Here is a 20,023-nt window from a genome sequence, read left to right on the forward strand (position 1 = left end):
GCGAGGGGGCTCCGGTCCCTCTGCCCGCCGAAGGGCGCACCGTCGCGGTGCGCGTCCCCGCCACCGCGGCCAATCTCGGCCCGGGCTTCGACACGCTGGGGCTCGCGCTGAGCGTCTACGACGAGCTGATGATCACGGCGCTGGAGGCGTCGCGACTCGAGATCGAAGTGCGCGGCTCCGGTGCCGATGAGATCGCGCGTGACGAGAGCAATCTCGTCGTGCGCTCGATCGCCCATGTGTTCGCCGATGCCGGGCGCCCTCTGCCGGGTCTGCGCATCGTCGCCGACAACGGCGTCCCGCACGGCCGTGGTCTGGGCTCCTCCGGGGCCGCCGTCGTCGCCGGCGTGCTGGCGGCCGCCGGGCTCCTCGAGGGGAGGTCTCCTTCTCCGACGACGACCTGCTGCGCCTGGCGACCGAGCTCGAGGGCCACCCCGACAATGTCGCCCCGGCGCTCTTCGGCGGCCTCACCATCGCCTGGGAGGGCGATCGCGGTCCGCAGCACAAGAAGCTCCTCGTGCACCGCGGTGTCGCCCCGCTCGTGCTCGTGCCCTCGTACACGATGTCGACGGCGCTGGCGCGTTCCCTCCAGCCCGCGCACGTGCCGCGGGAGGATGCGGTCTTCAACGTCTCGCGGTCCGCGCTGCTGATCGCCGCGCTCACGCAGAGCCCGGAGCTCCTCCTGGATGCGACCGCCGACCGTCTCCATCAGGACTACCGCGCCGAGGCCATGCCGGAGACGAGTCGCGTGCTGCGCGCCCTCCGTGAGGCGGGGTTCGCGGCGGTCGTCTCCGGTGCGGGGCCGAGCCTGCTGGTGCTCGCCGACGGCCCGGGCCGCCGTCAGGAGGCCGCAGCCGTCGCCGACGCAGCCTCCGACACCCCGTGGGAGCAGCTGATGCTCGCCGTCGACGTCCGTGGTGGTAGAGTATGGAATCGAGCGGAGGGCTCCACGTCACACTCGTGAATCTGGCCCCGTCGCACTTCTGCGAGATCCGCACGGCAATCCCCACAGCTTTCTGAGCTGTGGCTGGCATGCGCCCTCAGGGGTGCTCCGTGCGAACACGTATAGCACCCGTTATCGCGTGGACCGCTCACCCCCACGACATATGAGGGAGTACTCGTGGAGAATTTCTCCGAGACCCAGAACGATCAGCCCGTCGCCGCATCCGGCGACACCACCACCGACGCGCCGGTCGCCGAGGCGCCGCGCAAGCGCGCCCCGCGCCGGGCGACCACCGCCACGGCCGCGGCCAAGGCGAGCGAGCAGGCCGCGGCTCCCGCCGGAGAAGAGGCGCCCAAGGCCAAGGCGCCGCGCGCGAGCCGCGCGAAGAAGGCCGCAGAGTCGGATGCCGCGACCACCGAGTCCGCCGCATCCGATGCCCCGGCATCCGACGCTCCGGCCGAGGAGCCCAAGAAGCGCCCGTCGCGTGCCCGCAAGGCGCCCGCGAAGACGGAGGATGCCGCGGCATCCGAGAGCGCCGCGCAGGGTGAGACCGCGAAGGACGACGCACCCGCCTCCGACGCGCCGAAGGGCGACGAGAAGGCCGACAACGGCGCCAAGAGCACCGCGTCCAGCAAGGGCCGGGCGGTGCCAAGGCCAAGGCCGACGCGAAGAGCAAGCCCGAGACCAAGGGCGAGTCCGCCGACGGCAAGTCCGAGGGCGAAGGCGAAGCCTCGGGCGACGACAGCGGCAACGAGTCCACCGGACGCAACCGCAACCGCAACCGCAGCCGCAGCCGCGGCCGCGGACAGGGCGGTCAGACGGGCGGGCAGGAACCGCCCGCGGACGACGAGGGTTCCGCCGGCGGGGGTCGCACGCGCCAGCGCAACAAGCGCCGTGGTGGCGCGAACGACGAGTTCGAGCCCGAGATCGGCGAGGACGACGTCCTCATCCCCATCGCGGGCATCCTCGATGTCCTCGACAACTACGCCTTCGTGCGCACGACCGGCTACCTCTCCGGTCCCAGCGACGTCTACGTCTCGCTCGGCCAGGTCAAGAAGTACAACCTGCGCAAGGGCGACGCGGTCGTCGGCGCCATCAAGCAGCCCCGCGAGGGCGAGCAGCAGGGCCGCCAGAAGTACAACGCTCTTGTCAAGGTCGACTCGGTCAACGGGCTCTCGGTCGAGGACGCCGCCACCCGCGTCGACTTCGGCAAGCTCACCCCGCTGTACCCGCAGGAGCGCCTGCGCCTGGAGACGGCGCCCGAGAAACTGACCCAGCGCATCATCGACCTCGTCGCCCCCATCGGCAAGGGCCAGCGCGGCCTCGTCGTCGCGCCCCCGAAGGCCGGCAAGACGATCGTCCTGCAGCAGATCGCGAACGCGATCGCGCAGAACAACCCCGAGGTCCACCTCATGGTCGTGCTCGTCGACGAGCGCCCCGAAGAGGTCACCGACATGGAGCGCACCGTCAAGGGCGAGGTCATCGCCTCGACCTTCGACCGTCCCGCGGAAGATCACACGACCGTCGCCGAGCTCGCCATCGAGCGCGCCAAGCGCCTCGTGGAGCTTGGCCGTGACGTCGTCGTGCTCCTCGACTCGATCACCCGCCTGGGCCGCGCCTACAACCTGGCCGCCCCGGCATCCGGTCGCGTCCTCACCGGCGGCGTCGACGCCTCGGCGCTGTACCCGCCCAAGCGCTTCTTCGGCGCCGCGCGCAACATCGAGAACGGCGGCTCGCTGACCATCCTCGCCACCGCGCTCGTGGAGACCGGGTCCAAGATGGACGAGGTCATCTTCGAGGAGTTCAAGGGCACCGGCAACAGCGAACTGCGCCTGTCGCGCCAGCTCGCCGACAAGCGCATCTTCCCTGCCGTCGACGTCAACGCGTCGTCCACCCGCCGCGAGGAGATGCTGCTCTCGCCCGACGAGGTCAAGATCACCTGGAAGCTGCGCCGTGCCCTCGCCGGGCTCGACCCGCAGCAGGCGCTCGAGGTCGTGCTCGGCAACCTCAAGGAGACGAGCTCGAACGTCGAGTTCCTCGTGCGGATGCAGAAGTCGATCCCGACGGCTCCCGCCGGCGGCCACAGCCACGGCCACGAGAACAACATCCGCTGATCGTGTTCGAATCGGTCCATGCTCTCATCGACGAGCATCGCCGGGTGCAGGAGGAGCTCTCCGACCCGGCGGTGCACGCCGACGCGGCACGGGCCAAGCGGGTCAATCGCCGCTATGCGGAGCTGAGCCGGATCGTCGCCGCGCACGAGGCGTGGGTGGCGGCGGGGGAGGACCTCGAGGCGGCGCGCGAGCTCGCCAAGGAGGACGAGGCGTTCGCCGAGGAGGTGCCGACGCTGGAGGAGCATCTCGCCGAGGCGCAGGAGCGCCTGCGGCGCCTGCTCATCCCTCGCGACCCGGATGACGCACGCGACGTGATCATGGAGATCAAGGCCGGGGAGGGCGGCGCCGAGAGCGCGCTGTTCGCGGCCGACCTGCTGCGCATGTACATGCAGTACGCCGCATCCAAGGGGTGGAAGACCGAGCTCCTCGAGCGCAACGAGTCCGACCTCGGCGGCTACAAGGACGTCCAGGTCGCGATCAAGGGCTCCTCCACCGATCCCGCCCAGGGCGTGTGGGCGCACCTGAAGTACGAGGGCGGCGTGCACCGCGTGCAGCGCGTGCCCGCCACCGAGTCGCAGGGTCGCATCCACACCTCCACCACGGGCGTGCTCGTCTTTCCTGAGGTCGACGAGCCCGAAGAGATCGAGATCAACCAGAACGACCTCAAGGTCGACGTCTACCGCTCCTCGGGCCCCGGCGGGCAGTCGGTCAACACGACCGACTCGGCCGTGCGCATCACGCATCTGCCGACCGGCATCGTCGTCTCGATGCAGAACGAGAAGTCGCAGCTGCAGAACCGCGAGGCCGGGATGCGCGTCCTGCGCGCCCGGCTCCTCGCCCGCCAGCAGGAGGAGCTCGCCGCCGCGGCATCCGACGCCCGCAGGTCGCAGATCCGCGGCATGGACCGCTCTGAGCGCATCCGCACTTACAACTTCCCCGAGAACCGCATCGCCGATCACCGCACCGGGTACAAGTCCTACAACCTCGACCAGGTCATGGACGGCGCGCTCGAGCCCATCATCGAGTCGTGCATCTCCGCCGACGAGGAGGAGCGACTCGCCGCCCTCGGCGAATGACGCTCTTCCCGTCAAGCGCTCTCCGGCGGTGGTATGTTCAGCGCCATGATCACGTTTCTCATCCGGTCGCTCATCTTCCTCGCCTCGGCCGCGGTCGGACTGATCGTGGCGAACCTGCTACTAGCGGGGTTCCATATCGACTGGCGCGATTGGTGGGGCTTCGTCCTGGCCATCGTCATCTTCGCGGTGCTGCAGAGCGTGCTCGCGCCGTGGCTCGCGCGTGTGGCGCAGCGCAACGCGCCGGCGCTGCTGGGCGGCATCGGCATCGTGTCCACCTTCGTCGCACTGCTCATCGTCGTGCTGATCCCCGATGCCGGACTGTCGATCGGCGAGCCCGTGCTGCTGACGTGGATCCTCGCTCCGGTGATCGTGTGGATGGTCACCGCGCTGGCGACCTGGCTGCTGCCCGCGGTGTTCCTCAAGAAGAAGGTCGAAGAGCGCCGCGACGAGAACTGAGGGCGGAGGGCGGCGACTCGCGCCTGACCCGGGTCGCGTCTAGATCGAGTACTCGGGAACCGTCAGCGCGCTCTTCGCGGCAGGCGCCGAGGCCTTCCCGCGGGGGCGAGCGGGAACGCCCACGAGCACGACGTTCGGCGGAGCGTCCTTGGTGACCACGGCGTTGGCGCCGACGACGCTGCCGGCGCCGATCGTGATGGGTCCCAGGATCTTGGCGCCCGCGCCGACCATCACACCGTCCTGGAGCGTCGGATGCCGCTTCCCGCCTTCCCGCTGCCGGCCGCCGAGGGTGACCCCGTGGTAGAGCATGACGTCGTCACCGACTTCGGCGGTCTCGCCGATCACGACGCCCATGCCGTGGTCGATGAAGAAGCGTCGGCCGATCGTGGCGCCCGGGTGGATCTCGATGCCGGTGAGCCAGCGGGTGATCTGCGAGCCGGCCCGGGCGAGGAAGCGCAGCCTCCACCCCCACAGCCGGTGGTTGATCCGGTGCGCCCACACGGCGTGCAGACCCGGGTACAGCAGAGCCATCTCCAACCCGCTGCGTGCCGCGGGATCGTGGACGCGCGCCGCACGAAGGTCCTCGCGGATCCGGGCGATGACTCCCACGATGGTCAGTCCTCTGCGGGGTCTTCGTAGAGGGTCGTGGTGAGGTAGCGCTCACCGGAGTCGGGCACGATCACGACGATGTTCTTGCCGGCGCTCTCCGGGCGGCGGGCGATCTCGAGCGCGGCCCAGACGGCGGCGCCGGAGGACATGCCCGCGAGGATCCCCTCGCGTGTGGCCAGTTCGCGGGCGACGCGGATGGCGTCGTCGAACTCGACGTCGAAGATCTCGTCGATGATCTCGCGATTGAGGATCGCGGGGACGAAGTTCGGCCCGATGCCCTGGATGCGGTGACCGCCGGGGCGCCCCTCGGTGAGCATGGGGGAGTCCTTGGGCTCGACCGCGACGACCTGGACGTCCGGGTTGCGCTGCTTGAGCACCTCTCCGACGCCGGTGATCGTGCCGCCGGTCCCGATGCCGGCGACGAAGACGTCGACCTTGCCGTCGGTGTCGGCCCAGATCTCCTCGGCGGTCGTGCGCCGGTGGATCGCGGGGTTCGCCTCGTTCTCGAACTGGCGCACCCAGATCGCACCGGGGGTGTCCTCGACGATCTGCTTGGCGGTGTTGACCGCCTCGGTCATGCCCTTGTAGGGGTCGGTCAGCACGAGTTCCGCGCCGTATGCCTTCAGCAGCATGCGACGCTCCTTGCTCATCGACGCGGGCATCGTGAGGATCACCCGGTAGCCGCGGGCCGCGCCGACGAGGGCGAGGGCGATGCCGGTGTTGCCGCTGGTCGACTCGACGATCGTGCCGCCCGGCTTCAGCTCTCCCGAGGCCTCTGCGGCGTCGATGAGCGCGATGCCCAGGCGGTCCTTGACGCTCGAGCCGGGGTTGTAGAACTCCAGCTTGGCCAGGACCGTTCCCGGCAGACCTTCGCTCACGGAGTTCAGCCTCACCAGGGGTGTACCGCCGAAGGCCGTGGTGATGTCGGAGTGGATGCCTGCCATGGAATCTCGCCTTTCTGCGCACGAGGGGTGCCGAACAAGCCTAGGCGAGCGCGGCCTCTCCCGTGCACTTTGTGACACCCTCGCCGGAATAGGGTGGGAGGGTGAGTGAAGGATCCGGGGAGCGGCCGCTGAGCGCGCTCGTGCGCGCCGCCGCCGAGACCCTCGCCGCGGCGGGAGTCCCCGATCCGCAGGTCGACGCCGAGCTCCTCGTCGGCCACGTGCTCGGGCAGGGGCGCGGACAGGTCGCCGCGGCATCGGTCCGGGGAGACCGCCTCACCGCCGCCGAGGCCGCAGCACTCGATGCGCTCGTGGCCCGCCGAGCCGCCCGCGAACCGCTGCAGCATCTCACCGGCACCGCGCCGTTCCGGCACCTGGAGCTCGCCGTCGGCCCCGGCGTCTTCGTGCCGCGGCCGGAGACCGAGACGGTCGTGCAGTTCGCGATCGACGCGCTGCTGAACGCCCCCGACCCCGCGCCGGTCGGCATCGACCTCGGCACGGGAAGCGGCGCGATCGCCCTCGCGATGGCCACCGAGGTGCCGCACAGCCGCATCTTCGCCGCCGAGCTGTCGCCCGAGGCGCACCGCTGGGCCGCGCAGAACACGGCGCGCGCCGAGAACCTCACGCTCGTGCAGGCCGACCTGGCCGAGGCCTTCGACGATCTCGCCGGCCGCGCGCACGTCGTGATCTCCAACCCCCCGTACGTGCCGGATGCCGCGATCCCGCGCGATCCGGAGGTGCGCCTGTTCGACCCTCCGCTGGCGCTGTACGGCGGAGCCGACGGTCTCGATGTCGTGCGGGTGCTGAGCGGGCGGGGGATGATGCTGCTGCGCTCGGGGGTCTGCTCGTGATCGAGCACGGCGAGTTGCAGGGCGAGGCGATCCGCGCGCTGCTGGCCGCCGACGGCTGGCGGGCGACCGCGACGCACCGCGACCTCACCCAGCGCGACCGCGCCACCACGGCCATCCGCCCTGAGCCTGAGAGCGGCGGTGCGGCCCCGACCCGTAGAATCGACGTGACATGTCCTCCGTCTTCGACTGCCGCGATGAGGCCCAGCTCCTCGCGGGTATGCGCCACGCCCGTCAGGCGATCGCCCGTGGCGAGCTCGTCGTGGTCCCCACCGACACGGTCTACGGCCTCGCCGCTGATGCGTTCTCGCCCGCGGCGGTCCAGCGTCTGCTCGACGCGAAGGGGCGTGGGCGCAGCCAGCCTCCGCCCGTGCTCGTCTCCGGGAGGCCCATGCTCAGCGCCCTCGTCGAAGAGGTGCCGGATGCCGTCGAGCGCCTCGTCGAGGAGTTCTGGCCGGGAGGGCTGACGATCGTCCTGCCCGCGCAGCCCTCGCTGTCGTGGGACCTCGGCGACACGAGGGGCACCGTCGCGGTGCGCATGCCCGATCGCCGCGTGACACTCGAGCTCCTCGCCGACACCGGCCCTCTGGCCGTTTCCAGCGCCAACCTCACCGGCCAGCGGGCGGCGGTCTCCTCGATCGACGCCGAGGCGATGCTCGGCGAGAGCGTGAGTGTGTACCTCGACGACGGTGCGAGCTTCACCGGCATCGCCTCGACCATCGTCGACGCGACCTCGCTCGTCGCCCGGGGAGCGGATGCCGCGCCCGGCCGCGTCCGCATCCTCCGCGAGGGCGCCGTCGAGCGGGAGGATCTCGCCCGGGTCCTCGGCGACCTGCTGGAGCCTGAGGCCGACGCGGACGGAGCGGCGTGAAGCAGTATCTCTTCATCGTCATCTTCACCGCCGCCCTCACGCTCATGCTGAGCTGGGGCGTGTGGCAGCTGGCGCTGCGGTACAAGCTGTATCCCGGCATCCGGGATCGCGACGTGCACAAGACGCCGACGCCCAGGCTGGGCGGGGTGGCGATCTTCCTCGCGATCTGCGCGGCGATCGCCGTGTCGGCCGCGCAACCGTACTTCGACAACCTGTGGGTGCCGCCGCAGACGATGTGGGCGATCCTGGGAGCGGTGGCGCTCATCGCGGTCGTCGGTGTCGTCGACGACATCTGGGACCTGGACTGGATGATCAAGCTCAGCGCCCAGTTCCTCGCCGCCGGGATCATCGCCGCCGTCGGCGGTCTGCAGATCCTCTCCCTCCCCGTCGGCGGACTCGTGGTCGTCTCCAGCTGGACGAGCATCATCATCACGATGTTCGCGATCGTGATCGTCATGAACGCGGTGAACTTCATCGACGGCCTGGACGGCCTGGTCGCGGGCGTCTGCCTCATCGCCAACGGCGTCTTCTTCGCCTACGCCTTCATGCTCACCCGCGACACCGGCGCCTCCAGCTACTTCAACCTCGCCTCGTTCCTCGCCGCGGTCCTCATCGGGGCGTGCATCGGGTTCCTCCCGATGAACTGGAGCCCGGCGAAGCTGTTCATGGGCGACTCGGGGGCGCTCGTGATCGGCCTGCTCATGGCCACCTCGGCGGTCGCCCTCACCGGTCAGCTCGATGCCGCTGCGCTCGACCCCGAGCAGCTCGGCCGTTCGCAGCTGCTGGGCGCGTTCATCCCGATCATGCTCCCGATCGTCGTGGTCATGCTGCCGCTGCTGGACTTCGGCCTCGCGGTGCTGCGTCGCATGGCCGCGGGAAAGTCCCCGTTCTCGCCCGACCGCAAGCACCTGCATCACCGGATGCTGGATCTCGGCCACCGCGACCGCGACGCCGTGATCATCTTCTACGCCTGGACCGCGATCATCTCTCTGGCGTTCCTGCTCATGTACATCGGCACCCGCGAGGACTGGCCCGGCCAGTACTGGCTCGGCTTCGCCTTCGGCGTCGTGGGCGCGCTCGCGTGCCTCGTCGTCACCCTCATGCCCTCACGCCGCGCCGCGGCATCCGACCCGATCCCTCAGGAGACCCCGTGAAGACCCCGCCCCCACGAGTCCGGCGGCCCGCGGCAGCCGAATCCGGTCACGAGCAATCCCGTGCTGCGCCGCACTCTCCTGTGGAGCGGGGTGGCAACCCTGGGGCTGGCCATCGTAGGAGCGGCGATCGGCTGGTTCGTCGCGGGCGTCCCGGGACTCATCAGCGCCCTGTGCGGGATCGTGCTGGCCGCGCTCTTCCTCTCGATCACCGCGATCACGATCCTCGTGGCCAATCGCTGGTACGGCGATCCGCTGTATGTGCCGATCTTCTTCGGGGGAGTGCTGGGCGGGTGGCTGCTGAAGTTCATCCTCTTCTTCATCGTGCTGGCGGTGCTGCGCCAGCAGGACTGGATCGAGCCGATGATCTTCTTCATCGCGGTGGTCGTGTGCGTGTTCTTCACCCTCATCATCGACGTCGTGGTGATGCTCAAGACCCGGATGCCGTACGTCAGCGACGCCACGCTTCCGGATGCCGCAGACGAGGCCGGTTCCGGCACCGCCGACGATTCGTGAGCGGGCCTGATCTTTTGATAGGCTGTAATCGTTCCCGCAGGCAGGTCGCCACGCGCCGAGAGGTGAAGGTGTCGCCGCGGACGACACCCAACCGCCCTCTCGCGCTGGTTCACGCCGGTGCCACGAAGCTGGAGCCACACAGTTGACTCAAGCCGCGAATATCCTCGCCATGGCCGACGACGAATTCCATCCACCGTCGATCTGGGAGTTCTTCCCCCGGCGATCTTCTTTGAAGGCACCCCCTTCGAGATCACCCGGATCACGCTCATCCAGTTCCTCGCCACGGCGTTGCTGGTCGTGATCTTCCTCCTGGGAACACGGCGTCTGAAGATGATCCCGGGTCGTTTCCAGAGCATCATCGAGATGGGCTTCGACTTCGTGCGCAAGAGCATCGCGCACGACCTGCTCGGACGCAAGGACGGCGACCGCTTCCTGCCGATCCTCATGACCTTCTTCTTCATGATCCTGTTCATGAACATCATGGGCATCGTCCCCGGCATCAACCTCGCCGGCACGAGCGTGATCGCCCTCCCGCTGCTGCTGGCCGCGGTCTCCTACTTCACCTTCATCTACGCCGGCATCAGGAAGAGCCCGGCGGGCTTCTTCAAGAACGCGCTCTTCCCGAGCGGTGTGCCGCCGGTGCTGTACATCCTGGTGACCCCGCTCGAGTTCATCTCGACCTTCATCATCCGTCCGGTGACGCTGACGCTGCGTCTGATGATGAACATGATGGTCGGGCACCTCATGCTCGTGCTGCTGTTCGGCGCGACGCACTTCTTCGTCTTCGGACTCGGCGGCTGGTGGACGGCGATGGGTGCAGCCACGCTCGCCGGCGGATTCGCCTTCACCCTGTTCGAAATCCTGGTGGCCTTCCTCCAGGCGTACGTCTTCACGATCCTGACCGCGGTCTACATCCAGCTCGCGGTCGCAGAAGAGCACTAAGAGGTCAGGCGAACGCCTGACCACAACGAAAGGAAAAATCCCGTGGACGCAACTACGGTTCTCGCTGAGATCACCGGCTCCCTCGCCGCCGTCGGCTACGGCCTCGCCGCCATCGGTCCCGCCATCGGTGTGGGCATCGTCGTCGGCAAGACCATCGAGGGTGTCGCTCGCCAGCCCGAGCTCGCCGGCCGCCTGCAGGTGCTGATGTGGATCGGTATCGCCTTCACCGAGGCGCTCGCCTTCGTCGGCATCGCTGCCGGCTTCATCTTCGGCTTCTAATCCGCACGCTCGAGACCTAAGGAGACAGGATGCTTTCCGCTCTTGTCACAGTGGCCGCGGAAGAGGCGCCCAACCCGCTTCTTCCGCCGCTGTACGACATCGTCTGGTCGGCGGTGTGCTTCGTGGTGATCCTCGTGGTGTTCTGGAAAGTCATCATTCCGCGCCTGACCGCACTGCTGGATCAGCGCGCCGAGGCCATCGAGGGCAACATCGCCAAGGCCGATGAGGCCCAGAAGCAGGCCGAGGCCGCGCTGGAGGAGTACACCCGCCAGCTCGCCGAGGCGCGCACCGAGGCCGGTCAGATCCGCGAGGCCGCCCGTGAGGACGGCAAGAAGATCGTCTCCGAGGCCAAGGAGCAGGCGACCGCCGAGGCCGCCCGTCTGACGGCGGCGGCATCCACGCAGATCGACGCCGAGCGCCAGGCGGCGCTCGTGTCGCTGCGCTCGGAGGTCGGCACGCTCGCCCTCGACCTCGCCGGCGGCGTGGTCGGAGAGACGCTGTCCGATGACGCCCGTGCGGGCGCCGTCGTCGACCGCTTCCTCGCCGATCTCGAGGCGGCGAAGTAATGGGCAGCGCGACCACTCAGGCGCTGAGCGCTTCTGCAGCGGCTCTGTCCGCTGAGAAGGGGATCACGATCGAGACCGCGGCGGAGCTGTTCACCGCTGCGCGTCTGATCGGCGAGTCCGGCCAGCTCAGCGGAGCCCTCTCGGACTCGGCGGCTCCCGCCGAAGCCCGTGCGGGCGTGGTGGCCGCGGTCTTCGGCGCCGCCTCGGCGCCGACGAAGACGGTGCTCTCCCGCGCTGTGTCCGAGCGCTGGTCCTCCGCCGCCGACCTGGTCGACGGCATCGAGGAACTGGCCATTCGTGCGGCGGCCATCGCCGGGGAGAGCGACGACATCGAGGGCGAGATCTTCGCCTTCTCCCGCGTCGTCGCCGACAACCCCGAGCTCGAGCTCGCGCTCGGCAGCCGTCTCGGTGACAACGCCGCCAAGGGCGAGCTCGTCGAGAAGCTGCTGGAGGGCCAGACGAGCGCCGCGACGGTGCTCATCGTCTCGTCGCTGGTGCGTCAGCCGCGGGAGCGGCGCGTGCGCCAGCTGCTGAGCCGCGCCTCGCGCATCGTCTCGGCCCAGCACGAGCGCATCGTCGCCACGGTGCACAGCGCCCGCGCGCTCACCGACGCCCAGCGCACCCGACTCCTCGACTCACTGCAGAGCCGCTACGGCACGAAGGTCACCCTCAACGAGGTGCTCGACCCCGCCGTCGTCGGGGGTCTGCGCATCCAGGTCGCCGACGACGTCATCGACGGCAGCATCTCCGCACGCCTCGCCGAACTCCGGCAGAAGCTCGCGGGCTAACGACTTCGCGCGACAACGCGCAGAATCTCACACAAAGGGAAGACAATGGCAGAACTATCGATCAGCCCCGACGTCGTCCGTGACGCACTGAAGGACTTCGTCGCCGCCTACGAGCCCACCGGGGCCGCGGCGACCGAGGTCGGAACCGTCATCGACGCCGCAGACGGCATCGCACACGTGGAGGGCCTGCCCGGTGTCATGGCCAACGAGCTCATCCGCTTCGCGGACGGCACGCTCGGCCTCGCGCAGAACCTCGACGAGCACGAGATCGGTGTCGTCGTCCTCGGCGAGTTCTCCGGCATCGAGGCGGGCATGGAGGTCACCCGCACCGGCGAGGTGCTCTCGGTGCCCGTCGGCGACGGCTACCTCGGCCGTGTCGTCGACCCGCTGGGCAACCCGATCGACGGCCTCGGCGAGATCGCCAGCGAGGGTCGTCGCGAGCTCGAGCTCCAGGCGCCCGGCGTCATGCAGCGCAAGAGCGTGCACGAGCCCATGCAGACCGGCATCAAGGCGATCGACGCCATGATCCCCGTCGGCCGCGGCCAGCGCCAGCTCATCATCGGCGACCGCCAGACCGGCAAAACCGCGATCGCGATCGACACGATCATCAACCAGAAGGACAACTGGGACTCGGGCGACGTCAACAAGCAGGTCCGCTGCATCTACGTCGCCATCGGCCAGAAGGGCTCGACGATCGCTTCCGTGAAGGGCGCGCTCGAAGAGGCCGGTGCCATGGAGTACACCACGATCGTGGCCGCTCCGGCATCCGACCCCGCCGGCTTCAAGTACCTCGCCCCTACACCGGCTCGGCCATCGGCCAGCACTGGATGTACGCGGGCAAGCACGTCCTGATCATCTTCGACGACCTGTCCAAGCAGGCCGAGGCCTACCGTGCCGTGTCGCTGCTGCTGCGCCGCCCGCCGGGCCGCGAGGCATACCCCGGTGACGTCTTCTACCTGCACTCGCGTCTGCTCGAGCGCTGCGCGAAGCTCTCCGACGAGCTGGGCGCCGGTTCGATGACGGGTCTGCCGATCATCGAGACCAAGGCCAACGACGTCTCGGCGTACATCCCCACCAACGTGATCTCGATCACCGACGGCCAGATCTTCCTGCAGTCCGACCTCTTCAACGCCAACCAGCGTCCGGCGGTCGACGTGGGTATCTCGGTCTCGCGAGTCGGCGGTGACGCGCAGGTCAAGTCGATCAAGAAGGTCTCCGGTACCCTCAAGCTCGAGCTCGCGCAGTATCGCTCGCTCGAGGCGTTCGCGATGTTCGCCTCCGACCTCGACGCGGCCTCGCGTCGTCAGCTCGACCGTGGTGCGCGACTGACCGAGCTGCTCAAGCAGCCGCAGTACTCGCCGTACCCCGTCGAGGACCAGGTCGTCTCGATCTGGGCCGGCACCAACGGCAAGCTCGACACGATCGCCGTGGAGGACGTGCTCCGCTTCGAGCGCGAGCTGCTCGACCACGTCCGTCGCAACACCGGCATCCTCGAGACGCTGCGCGAGACCAACGTCCTCGGTGACGACACCGTCGCCGAGCTCGAGAAGGTCGTCGACGAGTTCATCCTCGAGTTCCAGTCGGGCGACGGCAAGTCGCTCGGCGCCGTGGGGCACGAGGAGCACGCCGCGGCCGAGGTCGAGGACATCAACCAGGAGAAGATCGTCAAGGGCCGTCGCGGCTGACCGCGGCGGAATCTGAAACATGGGCGCACAACTCAGGGTCTACAAGCAGAAGATCAGTTCTGCTCAGACGACCAAGAAGATCACGAAGGCGATGGAGCTCATCGCGGCTTCGCGCATTCAGAAGGCGCTGGCGCGCGTCAAGGCGTCCACGCCCTTCGCGCGGGCCGTGACCCGGGCCGTGTCCGCCGTCGCGACGCACTCGAACGTCGACCACCCGCTGACGCGCGAGCCCGAGGTGGTCCGTCGCTCCGCGATCGTGATCCTCACCTCGGACCGCGGTCTTGCCGGCGCGTTCAACTCGCAGGTGCTGCGTGAAGGGCTGGAGCTCGCCGAGCTCCTGCGCTCGCAGGGCAAGGAGCCGGTGTACTACCTCGTCGGACGCAAGGCCGTCGGGTACTTCCAGTTCCGCGGGATCGCCTCGGCGGCGGAGTGGACGGGTGACACCGACACGCCGCACTTCCACACCGCCGAAGACATCTCCGCCTCGCTGCTGGACGCCTTCACCCGTGGCGGCGAAGAGGGCGGCGTCGACGAGATCCACCTCGTCTACAACCGCTTCGTCAGCATGATGACGCAGACCCCCGAGTCGGTGCGTCTGCTGCCGCTGGAGATCGCGGAGGCCGACGAGTCGGAGGCGGGAAGCGCCGTCTACCCGCTGTACGAGTTCGAGCCGGATGCGGCTACAGTGCTGGACGCGATCCTGCCGGTGTACATCCAGAGCCGCATCTTCAACGCGCTCCTGCAGTCGTCGGCCTCGAAGCAGGCGGCGACCCAGAAGGCGATGAAGTCGGCCAGCGACAACGCCGACAAGCTCATCACCGACTACACGCGCCTGCGCAACAACGCCCGCCAGGCCGAGATCACTCAGCAGATCGCGGAGATCGTCGGCGGCGCCGACGCCCTCGCATCGAGCAAATAGACCCTCAAGAAAGAGACGAAGATATGACCCCCACCGCCACGGCTGACAAGGCCGAGACCGCGGTCGTCGGGCGCGTCGCACGCGTCACGGGACCGGTCGTCGACATCGAGTTCCCGCACGACTCGATCCCCGAGATCTACAACGCGCTGAAGACGACCATCGTCATCGGCGAGGAGTCCACGGAGATCACCCTCGAGGTCGCACAGCACCTCGGCGACGACCTCGTCCGTGCGATCGCCCTCAAGCCCACCGACGGCATCGTCCGCGGCCAGGAGGTGCGCGACACCGGCGAGGCGATCTCGGTCCCCGTCGGCGACGTCACCAAGGGCAAGGTGTTCAACGTCATCGGTGAGGTGCTCAACGCCGAGCCGGGCGAGCAGATCGAGGTCACCGAGCGCTGGCCGATCCACCGCAAGGCCCGAACTTCGACCAGCTCGAGTCCAAGACGCAGCTGTTCGAGACCGGCATCAAGTCGATCGACCTCCTCACCCCCTACGTGCAGGGTGGAAAGATCGGCCTCTTCGGCGGCGCCGGCGTCGGCAAGACCGTCCTCATCCAGGAGATGATCCAGCGTGTGGCCCAGGACCACGGTGGCGTCTCGGTGTTCGCCGGTGTCGGCGAGCGCACCCGTGAGGGCAACGACCTCATCCACGAGATGGAGGAGGCCGGCGTCTTCGACAAGACCGCGCTGGTCTTCGGCCAGATGGACGAGCCGCCGGGGACGCGTCTTCGCGTGGCCCTGTCGGCGCTGACGATGGCGGAGTACTTCCGCGACGTGCAGAAGCAGGACGTGCTGCTGTTCATCGACAACATCTTCCGCTTCACGCAGGCCGGCTCCGAGGTCTCGACGCTGCTGGGCCGCATGCCCTCGGCCGTGGGCTACCAGCCCAACCTCGCCGACGAGATGGGTGTGCTCCAGGAGCGCATCACCTCGACGCGTGGTCACTCGATCACCTCGCTCCAGGCGATCTACGTCCCCGCCGACGACTACACCGACCCGGCACCGGCGACGACCTTCGCCCACCTCGACGCCACGACCGAGCTCTCGCGTGAGATCGCCTCGAAGGGTCTGTACCCGGCGATCGACCCGCTGACCTCGACCTCGCGGATCATGGACCCCGCTACCTCGGCGAGGACCACTACCGCGTGGCCACCACGGTCAAGCAGATCCTCCAGAAGAACAAGGAGCTGCAGGAGATCATCGCCATCCTCGGTGTCGACGAGCTCTCGGAAGAGGACAAGATCGTCGTCGCCCGTGCGCGCCGCATCCAGCAGTTCCTCTCGCAGAACACCTACATGGCCAAGAAGTTCACGGGCGTGGAGGGTTCCACCGTTCCGCTCAAGGACACCATCGAGTCCTTCGACGCCATCGCCCGCGGTGACTTCGACCACGTCGCCGAGCAGGCCTTCTTCAACGTCGGCCCGATCTCGGACGTCGAGGAGAACTGGGCACGCATCCAGAAGGAGAACGCCTGATCATGGCGCTGCACGTCAGCCTCGTCTCCGCCGATGCGGAGGTCTGGACGGGGGAGGCGACCCTCGTCGTCGCCAAGACCGTCGAGGGCGAGATCGGCTTCATGACCGGTCACGAGCCGGTCCTGGCGATCCTCGCCGAGGGCCAGGTGCGCATCACCCAGGCCGACGGCACGAAGATCCTCGCCAACGCGCAGGACGGCTTCGTGTCGATGGAGGGCAACGACCTGACGATCGTCGCGGGCAACGCGGCGCTCATCGCGTGAGGGTTCTTCTCCCACCATCAGAGACAAAGCGGACGGGGGGATCGGGCCAGGCGCTCGATCCCCTCTCCCTGTCTCTGCCCTCGCTCGCCGCACAGCGCGAGCAGACCGTCGATGCGCTCGTGGCGCTGTCGGCCGATCCCGCGCAGGCGCAGCGCACGCTCAAGCTGAGCGCGCGTCAGCTCGGTGAGATCGAGCACAATCGGATGCTGCGGTCCGCTCCGACGATGCCCGCGGTGGATCGCTACACGGGTGTCCTCTTCGATGCGCTCGATGCCGCCACGCTGGAGACCCCCGCGCGTCGGTGGCTGGGCAGGCACGCCTGGATCCACTCGGCGCCCTTCGGCCCCGTGGGCGCTCTGGATGCGATCCCCGCCTATCGGCTGGCCGCCGGGACCTCTCTGCCCGGTCTCGCGCCGCTGCGCCGTCATTGGTCGGATGCCGTCACTGCGGCGTTCGCGGCGGAGGCGCCCGGCTTCATCCTGGACCTGCGCAGCGAAGCCTATGTTGAGCTGGGGCCGATTCCGGCATCCGTCCCCTCGGTGTACGTCCGCGTCGTCGCCGACGAGGGCGGGTCGACCAGGGCCCTCAACCACTTCAACAAGAAGGCCAAGGGCCTGCTCGTGCGGGCCTTGGCCGAGGACCGACCGACGATCCGCTCGCAGCGGGCGCTGGAGCGCTGGGCGGCGACACGCGGGATCGTGATCCGCAGCGGTGCCGACGCGGGCGTGATCGAGCTCGTCGCAGAGGCATGAGCGGTTCCGTAAAGTTTCGTTCCATCCCGAGTGGGCGATTGCCCGGGGAAACCGCGCACCACTACGATGACGTGTGCAGGGAGGGGCTTCCTGCCGTGCGGCTGATCTCCAGCGGCAAGTCTGAAAGAGAGTGAGATTATGGGCTATTCCGACGACGCGGCGGTGCTCGCGCTGCTGGCCGGCTTCTACTTCGTCCTGTTCATCTTCGCGATCGCCGGGTACCTCATCACGGCGTTCTTCCTCATGAAGGTGTTCGACAAGGCCGGTGTGCAGGGCAAGTGGCGCGCGTGGGTGCCGATCTACAACTCGATGGTCTTCACCAAGCTCGGTGACCTCTCGCCGTGGCTCGTGCTCATCGGGCTCGGTGCGACGATCGTCCTGGGGTGGATTCCGGTCCTCGGTCAGATCATCGCGCTGATCCCGGCCGCGATCCTTCTCGCGGCCGCCTGGCGCGTGGGCCTGAAGCTGCAGAAGGAGCCGGTGTGGCTCATCCTCGCCTTCTTCCTCTCCATCGTGTGGCTGGGCATCCTCGCCTTCGACAAGTCGCGTTGGAACAAGGACATCCCGCCGGCTCCGTGGGCGGGCAACAACTTCCTCGCCGACAGCACCGTGTGGGCGGGTGTCCCGGTGCAGACGAGCGCCGTCGCCCCGGCGGCCCCCGCCGCTCCGGCCTATGCGCCGCCGGCTCCTCCCGCGTCGGCACCGCCCGCCCCGGCGGCCGACGCGCCTCCGGCGCCGCCCGCACCCGCGGCTCCGGCAGCGGACGCCCCGGCGGCCCCGAGGCCCCGGCCGCTCCCGAAGCGCCGACGGCCGATCCGGAGAACCCCACCACGCCTCCGGCGTGATCTGACGCAGAACGTCACCGCACGCAGCCCTCGATCCTCTGGTCGGGGCTGCGTCGTTCGCTCACCGCGAGGAACGTCGCCGGGCCCCGCCGTGACCCGATAGCGTGGAGGCATGGGTGATGCACAGCGCCGCGTCGGCGCATCCGGACTCGTCGTCTCGGCCACAGGACTCGGCTGCAACAACTTCGGCCGCGCGGGAACCGCGACCGAGACCCTGGAGGGCACCCGAGCGGTGCTCGACGCGGCCTTGGAGAACGGCGTGTTCTTCTTCGACACCGCCGACATCTACGGCAAGGAGCCCGGCCTCAGCGAGACGCTCATGGGCCAGGCGCTTCAGGGCCGCAGGGACCAGGTCGTGCTCGCGACGAAGTTCGGCTACGACATGGACATGGGATACGGCTTCCCCGGGGACGCGGTTCGCGTCGTTACGTGCGCCGCGCCGTGGAGGAGTCGCTGCGCCGGCTGCGCACCGACTGGATCGACCTCTACCAGCTGCACCAGCCCGATCCCGCCACACCCGTCGCCGAGACGATCGACGCGCTGGATGAGCTCGTCGGCGAGGGCAAGATCCGCTACTACGGGCACTCCAACTTCTCCGGCTGGCAGATCGCCGAGGCCGAGTTCACGGCGAGGGCGCGATCGACCGGCCGTTTCATCTCCGCGCAGAACCACTATTCGCTGCTGGCCCGTGCCGCCGAGCGGGAGGTGCTCCCCGCGGTGGCGCGATACGACCTGGGTTTCTTCCCCTTCTTCCCTCTGCACAACGGTCTGCTCACCGGCAAGTTCAGCCGGGATCACCTCGTCCCGGGAAGCCGCATCCAGCAGGTGCGCTCCCACGTCTGGGAGAACGCGCCCTGGGAAGCGCTGGAGGCCTACACGGCGTTCTGCGAGGAGCGCGGCCTCACGATGCTCGAGGCGACCTTCGGGTGGCTGCTGGCCCGGCCGGGTGTCTCGAGCGTGATCGCGGGGGCGACGTCTCCCGCGCAGATCGAGGCGAATGCGAAGGCCGGCACGGCGTGGACGCCGGGTCCGGAGGAGCTCGAGGCCATCGACGCCTTCTTCCCGCTGCCCGCCGATCCGGGCGCGCAGGTATGAGCGCCCGACATCCGGAATCCCCTACGATGTGGAAGTACGCCGTGGCGACCCGGTCCGGCGCTCACCGCTCGGAGGGTGTGCATGCCTGAGACGTCGCAGCATTCGCAGCGCGTTCCCCTCGCCGAGGGGCGCGAGCTCTCCGTGACGTGGGCGGGGACGACCGACACCGGCCGTCGCCGCGAGACGAATCAGGACGCCTTCCTCGCCGAGTACCCCCTTTTCGTCGTCGCCGACGGCATGGGCGGGCATGCCGGGGGCGAGATCGCCAGCCAGGCGACGATCGGCGAGCTGCGCGGCGTTCTTGCGGCGGGCGAGGTGACGCCGGGAACGATCGAGGCGGCGCTGGAGCGGGCGACCGAGGCGATCACGAGTCATCCCGAGGCCACGGACGAGGGCACGGGGACGACGCTCACGGGTGTCTTCCTCACCGATGTCGACGGTCAGCCCCGGTGGATGTCGCTCAACATCGGCGACTCGCGGGTGTATCTGCTCCGCGACGGCGCGATCTCGCAGGTCACGACCGATCATTCCGTGGTCCAGGAGCTGATCTCCTCGGGTCGTCTGAGCCCCGAGGAGGCCGAGGGCCACCCCTACAGCAACGTCATCACACGGGCCGTCGGGGCCAGCGACCTCACGGTGCCCGACTACGTGTCGATCGAGCCCCACGACGGCGATGTGTTCGTGATCTGTTCGGACGGGCTAACCAAGGAGCTCACCGACTACGGGATCCTGCACTTCGTGACGGGTCAGCCCGAACCCGCGGCGGCCGTGGACGCGATGCTGTCGGCCGCGCTGGAGAACGGCGGGCGCGACAACGTCACGCTGATCGTCGTGCGGGTGTCACTGAGTGGTGGCGACGTCTCCTCCACAGACGAAGAAACCGTCGAGTAG

15 protein-coding genes and 8 pseudogenes are annotated in these 20,023 nt (G+C 68.9%); 20 read left to right on the top strand and 3 right to left on the bottom strand.

All coding sequences use genetic code 11. The annotated features are described in order from the left end of the window. Positions 1-20: 20 nt before the first annotated feature. Positions 21-961 (top strand): annotated as a pseudogene (thrB, locus tag KAE78_RS12180) (homoserine kinase). A 185-nt stretch (positions 962-1,146) separates the two neighbouring features. On the opposite strand, the gene KAE78_RS12185 reads toward thrB, so the two are convergent. Continuing rightward, positions 1,147-1,575, bottom strand: coding sequence for a hypothetical protein (locus tag KAE78_RS12185; RefSeq protein WP_223171018.1), 429 nt, complete (start codon positions 1,573-1,575; stop codon positions 1,147-1,149). Positions 1,576-1,806: 231 nt separating this feature from the next. Here KAE78_RS12185 and rho point away from each other — a divergent pair. The 3 genes and pseudogenes from rho to KAE78_RS12200 all read left to right on the top strand — a co-directional run. Continuing rightward, positions 1,807-3,054 (top strand): annotated as a pseudogene (rho, locus tag KAE78_RS12190) (transcription termination factor Rho); the annotation flags it as partial. 2 nt (positions 3,055-3,056) lie between these two features. Then, on the top strand, positions 3,057-4,130 hold the full coding sequence (gene prfA / locus KAE78_RS12195) for a peptide chain release factor 1 (RefSeq protein ID WP_223171019.1): 1,074 nt from the start codon (positions 3,057-3,059) through the stop codon (positions 4,128-4,130). 45 nt (positions 4,131-4,175) lie between these two features. Continuing rightward, on the top strand, positions 4,176-4,586 hold the full coding sequence (locus KAE78_RS12200; protein ID WP_223171020.1) for a hypothetical protein: 411 nt from the start codon (positions 4,176-4,178) through the stop codon (positions 4,584-4,586). Positions 4,587-4,625: 39 nt separating this feature from the next. Here KAE78_RS12200 and epsC read toward each other — a convergent pair whose 3' ends face one another. Further along, entirely contained in the window at positions 4,626-5,195 is a 570-nt protein-coding gene (epsC, locus tag KAE78_RS12205; RefSeq protein WP_223171021.1) for a serine O-acetyltransferase EpsC, read from the bottom strand. A 5-nt stretch (positions 5,196-5,200) separates the two neighbouring features. Next, positions 5,201-6,139, bottom strand: a complete 939-nt coding sequence (cysK, locus tag KAE78_RS12210; RefSeq protein ID WP_223171022.1) for a cysteine synthase A — start codon at positions 6,137-6,139, stop codon at positions 5,201-5,203. A 101-nt stretch (positions 6,140-6,240) separates the two neighbouring features. Here cysK and prmC point away from each other — a divergent pair. From prmC to KAE78_RS12290, 16 genes and pseudogenes are all read left to right on the top strand, one after another. Beyond that, positions 6,241-7,109, top strand: a pseudogene (gene prmC / locus KAE78_RS12215) (peptide chain release factor N(5)-glutamine methyltransferase); the annotation flags it as partial. 47 nt (positions 7,110-7,156) lie between these two features. Continuing rightward, positions 7,157-7,855: an L-threonylcarbamoyladenylate synthase gene (locus tag KAE78_RS12220; RefSeq protein WP_223171023.1), complete on the top strand. Its 699-nt coding sequence runs from the start codon at positions 7,157-7,159 to the stop codon at positions 7,853-7,855. Next, positions 7,852-9,009, top strand: coding sequence for an MraY family glycosyltransferase (locus KAE78_RS12225; RefSeq protein WP_223171024.1), 1,158 nt, complete (start codon positions 7,852-7,854; stop codon positions 9,007-9,009). The genes KAE78_RS12220 and KAE78_RS12225 overlap by 4 nt, the downstream gene beginning before the upstream one ends. Positions 9,010-9,099: 90 nt before the next feature. Then, complete coding sequence (locus tag KAE78_RS12230) at positions 9,100-9,522, top strand: hypothetical protein (protein ID WP_223171025.1); 423 nt, start codon at positions 9,100-9,102, stop codon at positions 9,520-9,522. A gap of 128 nt (positions 9,523-9,650) precedes the next feature. After that, a pseudogene (atpB, locus tag KAE78_RS12235) lies at positions 9,651-10,464 on the top strand (F0F1 ATP synthase subunit A). Positions 10,465-10,506: 42 nt separating this feature from the next. After that, positions 10,507-10,743, top strand: coding sequence for an ATP synthase F0 subunit C (gene atpE, locus KAE78_RS12240; RefSeq protein ID WP_223171026.1), 237 nt, complete (start codon positions 10,507-10,509; stop codon positions 10,741-10,743). 29 nt (positions 10,744-10,772) lie between these two features. After that, positions 10,773-11,309 (top strand): F0F1 ATP synthase subunit B, encoded by a 537-nt coding sequence (locus KAE78_RS12245; protein WP_223171027.1) that lies wholly within the window; start codon positions 10,773-10,775, stop codon positions 11,307-11,309. Further along, a complete protein-coding gene (locus tag KAE78_RS12250; protein WP_223171028.1) occupies positions 11,309-12,097 on the top strand; it encodes a F0F1 ATP synthase subunit delta in 789 nt (262 codons plus the stop codon). The genes KAE78_RS12245 and KAE78_RS12250 overlap by 1 nt, the downstream gene beginning before the upstream one ends. Before the next feature lie 45 nt (positions 12,098-12,142). Further along, positions 12,143-13,782, top strand: a pseudogene (atpA, locus tag KAE78_RS12255) (F0F1 ATP synthase subunit alpha). A 19-nt stretch (positions 13,783-13,801) separates the two neighbouring features. Then, complete coding sequence (locus tag KAE78_RS12260) at positions 13,802-14,701, top strand: F0F1 ATP synthase subunit gamma (RefSeq protein ID WP_223171029.1); 900 nt, start codon at positions 13,802-13,804, stop codon at positions 14,699-14,701. Between the two features lie 23 nt (positions 14,702-14,724). After that, positions 14,725-16,177 (top strand): annotated as a pseudogene (gene atpD / locus KAE78_RS12265) (F0F1 ATP synthase subunit beta). Positions 16,178-16,179: 2 nt separating this feature from the next. Continuing rightward, a complete protein-coding gene (locus KAE78_RS12270) occupies positions 16,180-16,440 on the top strand; it encodes a F0F1 ATP synthase subunit epsilon (protein WP_223171030.1) in 261 nt (86 codons plus the stop codon). Positions 16,441-16,502: 62 nt separating this feature from the next. Next, positions 16,503-17,192, top strand: a pseudogene (locus KAE78_RS12275) (YaaA family protein); the annotation flags it as partial. A gap of 138 nt (positions 17,193-17,330) precedes the next feature. After that, positions 17,331-18,140, top strand: coding sequence for a DUF5684 domain-containing protein (locus KAE78_RS12280; protein ID WP_223171032.1), 810 nt, complete (start codon positions 17,331-17,333; stop codon positions 18,138-18,140). Positions 18,141-18,149: 9 nt separating this feature from the next. Then, positions 18,150-19,132: pseudogene (locus KAE78_RS12285) on the top strand (aldo/keto reductase). A gap of 81 nt (positions 19,133-19,213) precedes the next feature. After that, positions 19,214-20,023 carry a PP2C family protein-serine/threonine phosphatase gene (locus KAE78_RS12290; RefSeq protein ID WP_223171033.1) on the top strand — a complete coding sequence of 270 codons (810 nt, stop codon included), beginning with the start codon at positions 19,214-19,216 and terminating at the stop codon, positions 20,021-20,023.

The organism is Microbacterium sp. NIBRBAC000506063 (assembly GCF_017968845.1).
Classification (GTDB): Bacteria; Actinomycetota; Actinomycetes; order Actinomycetales; family Microbacteriaceae; genus Microbacterium.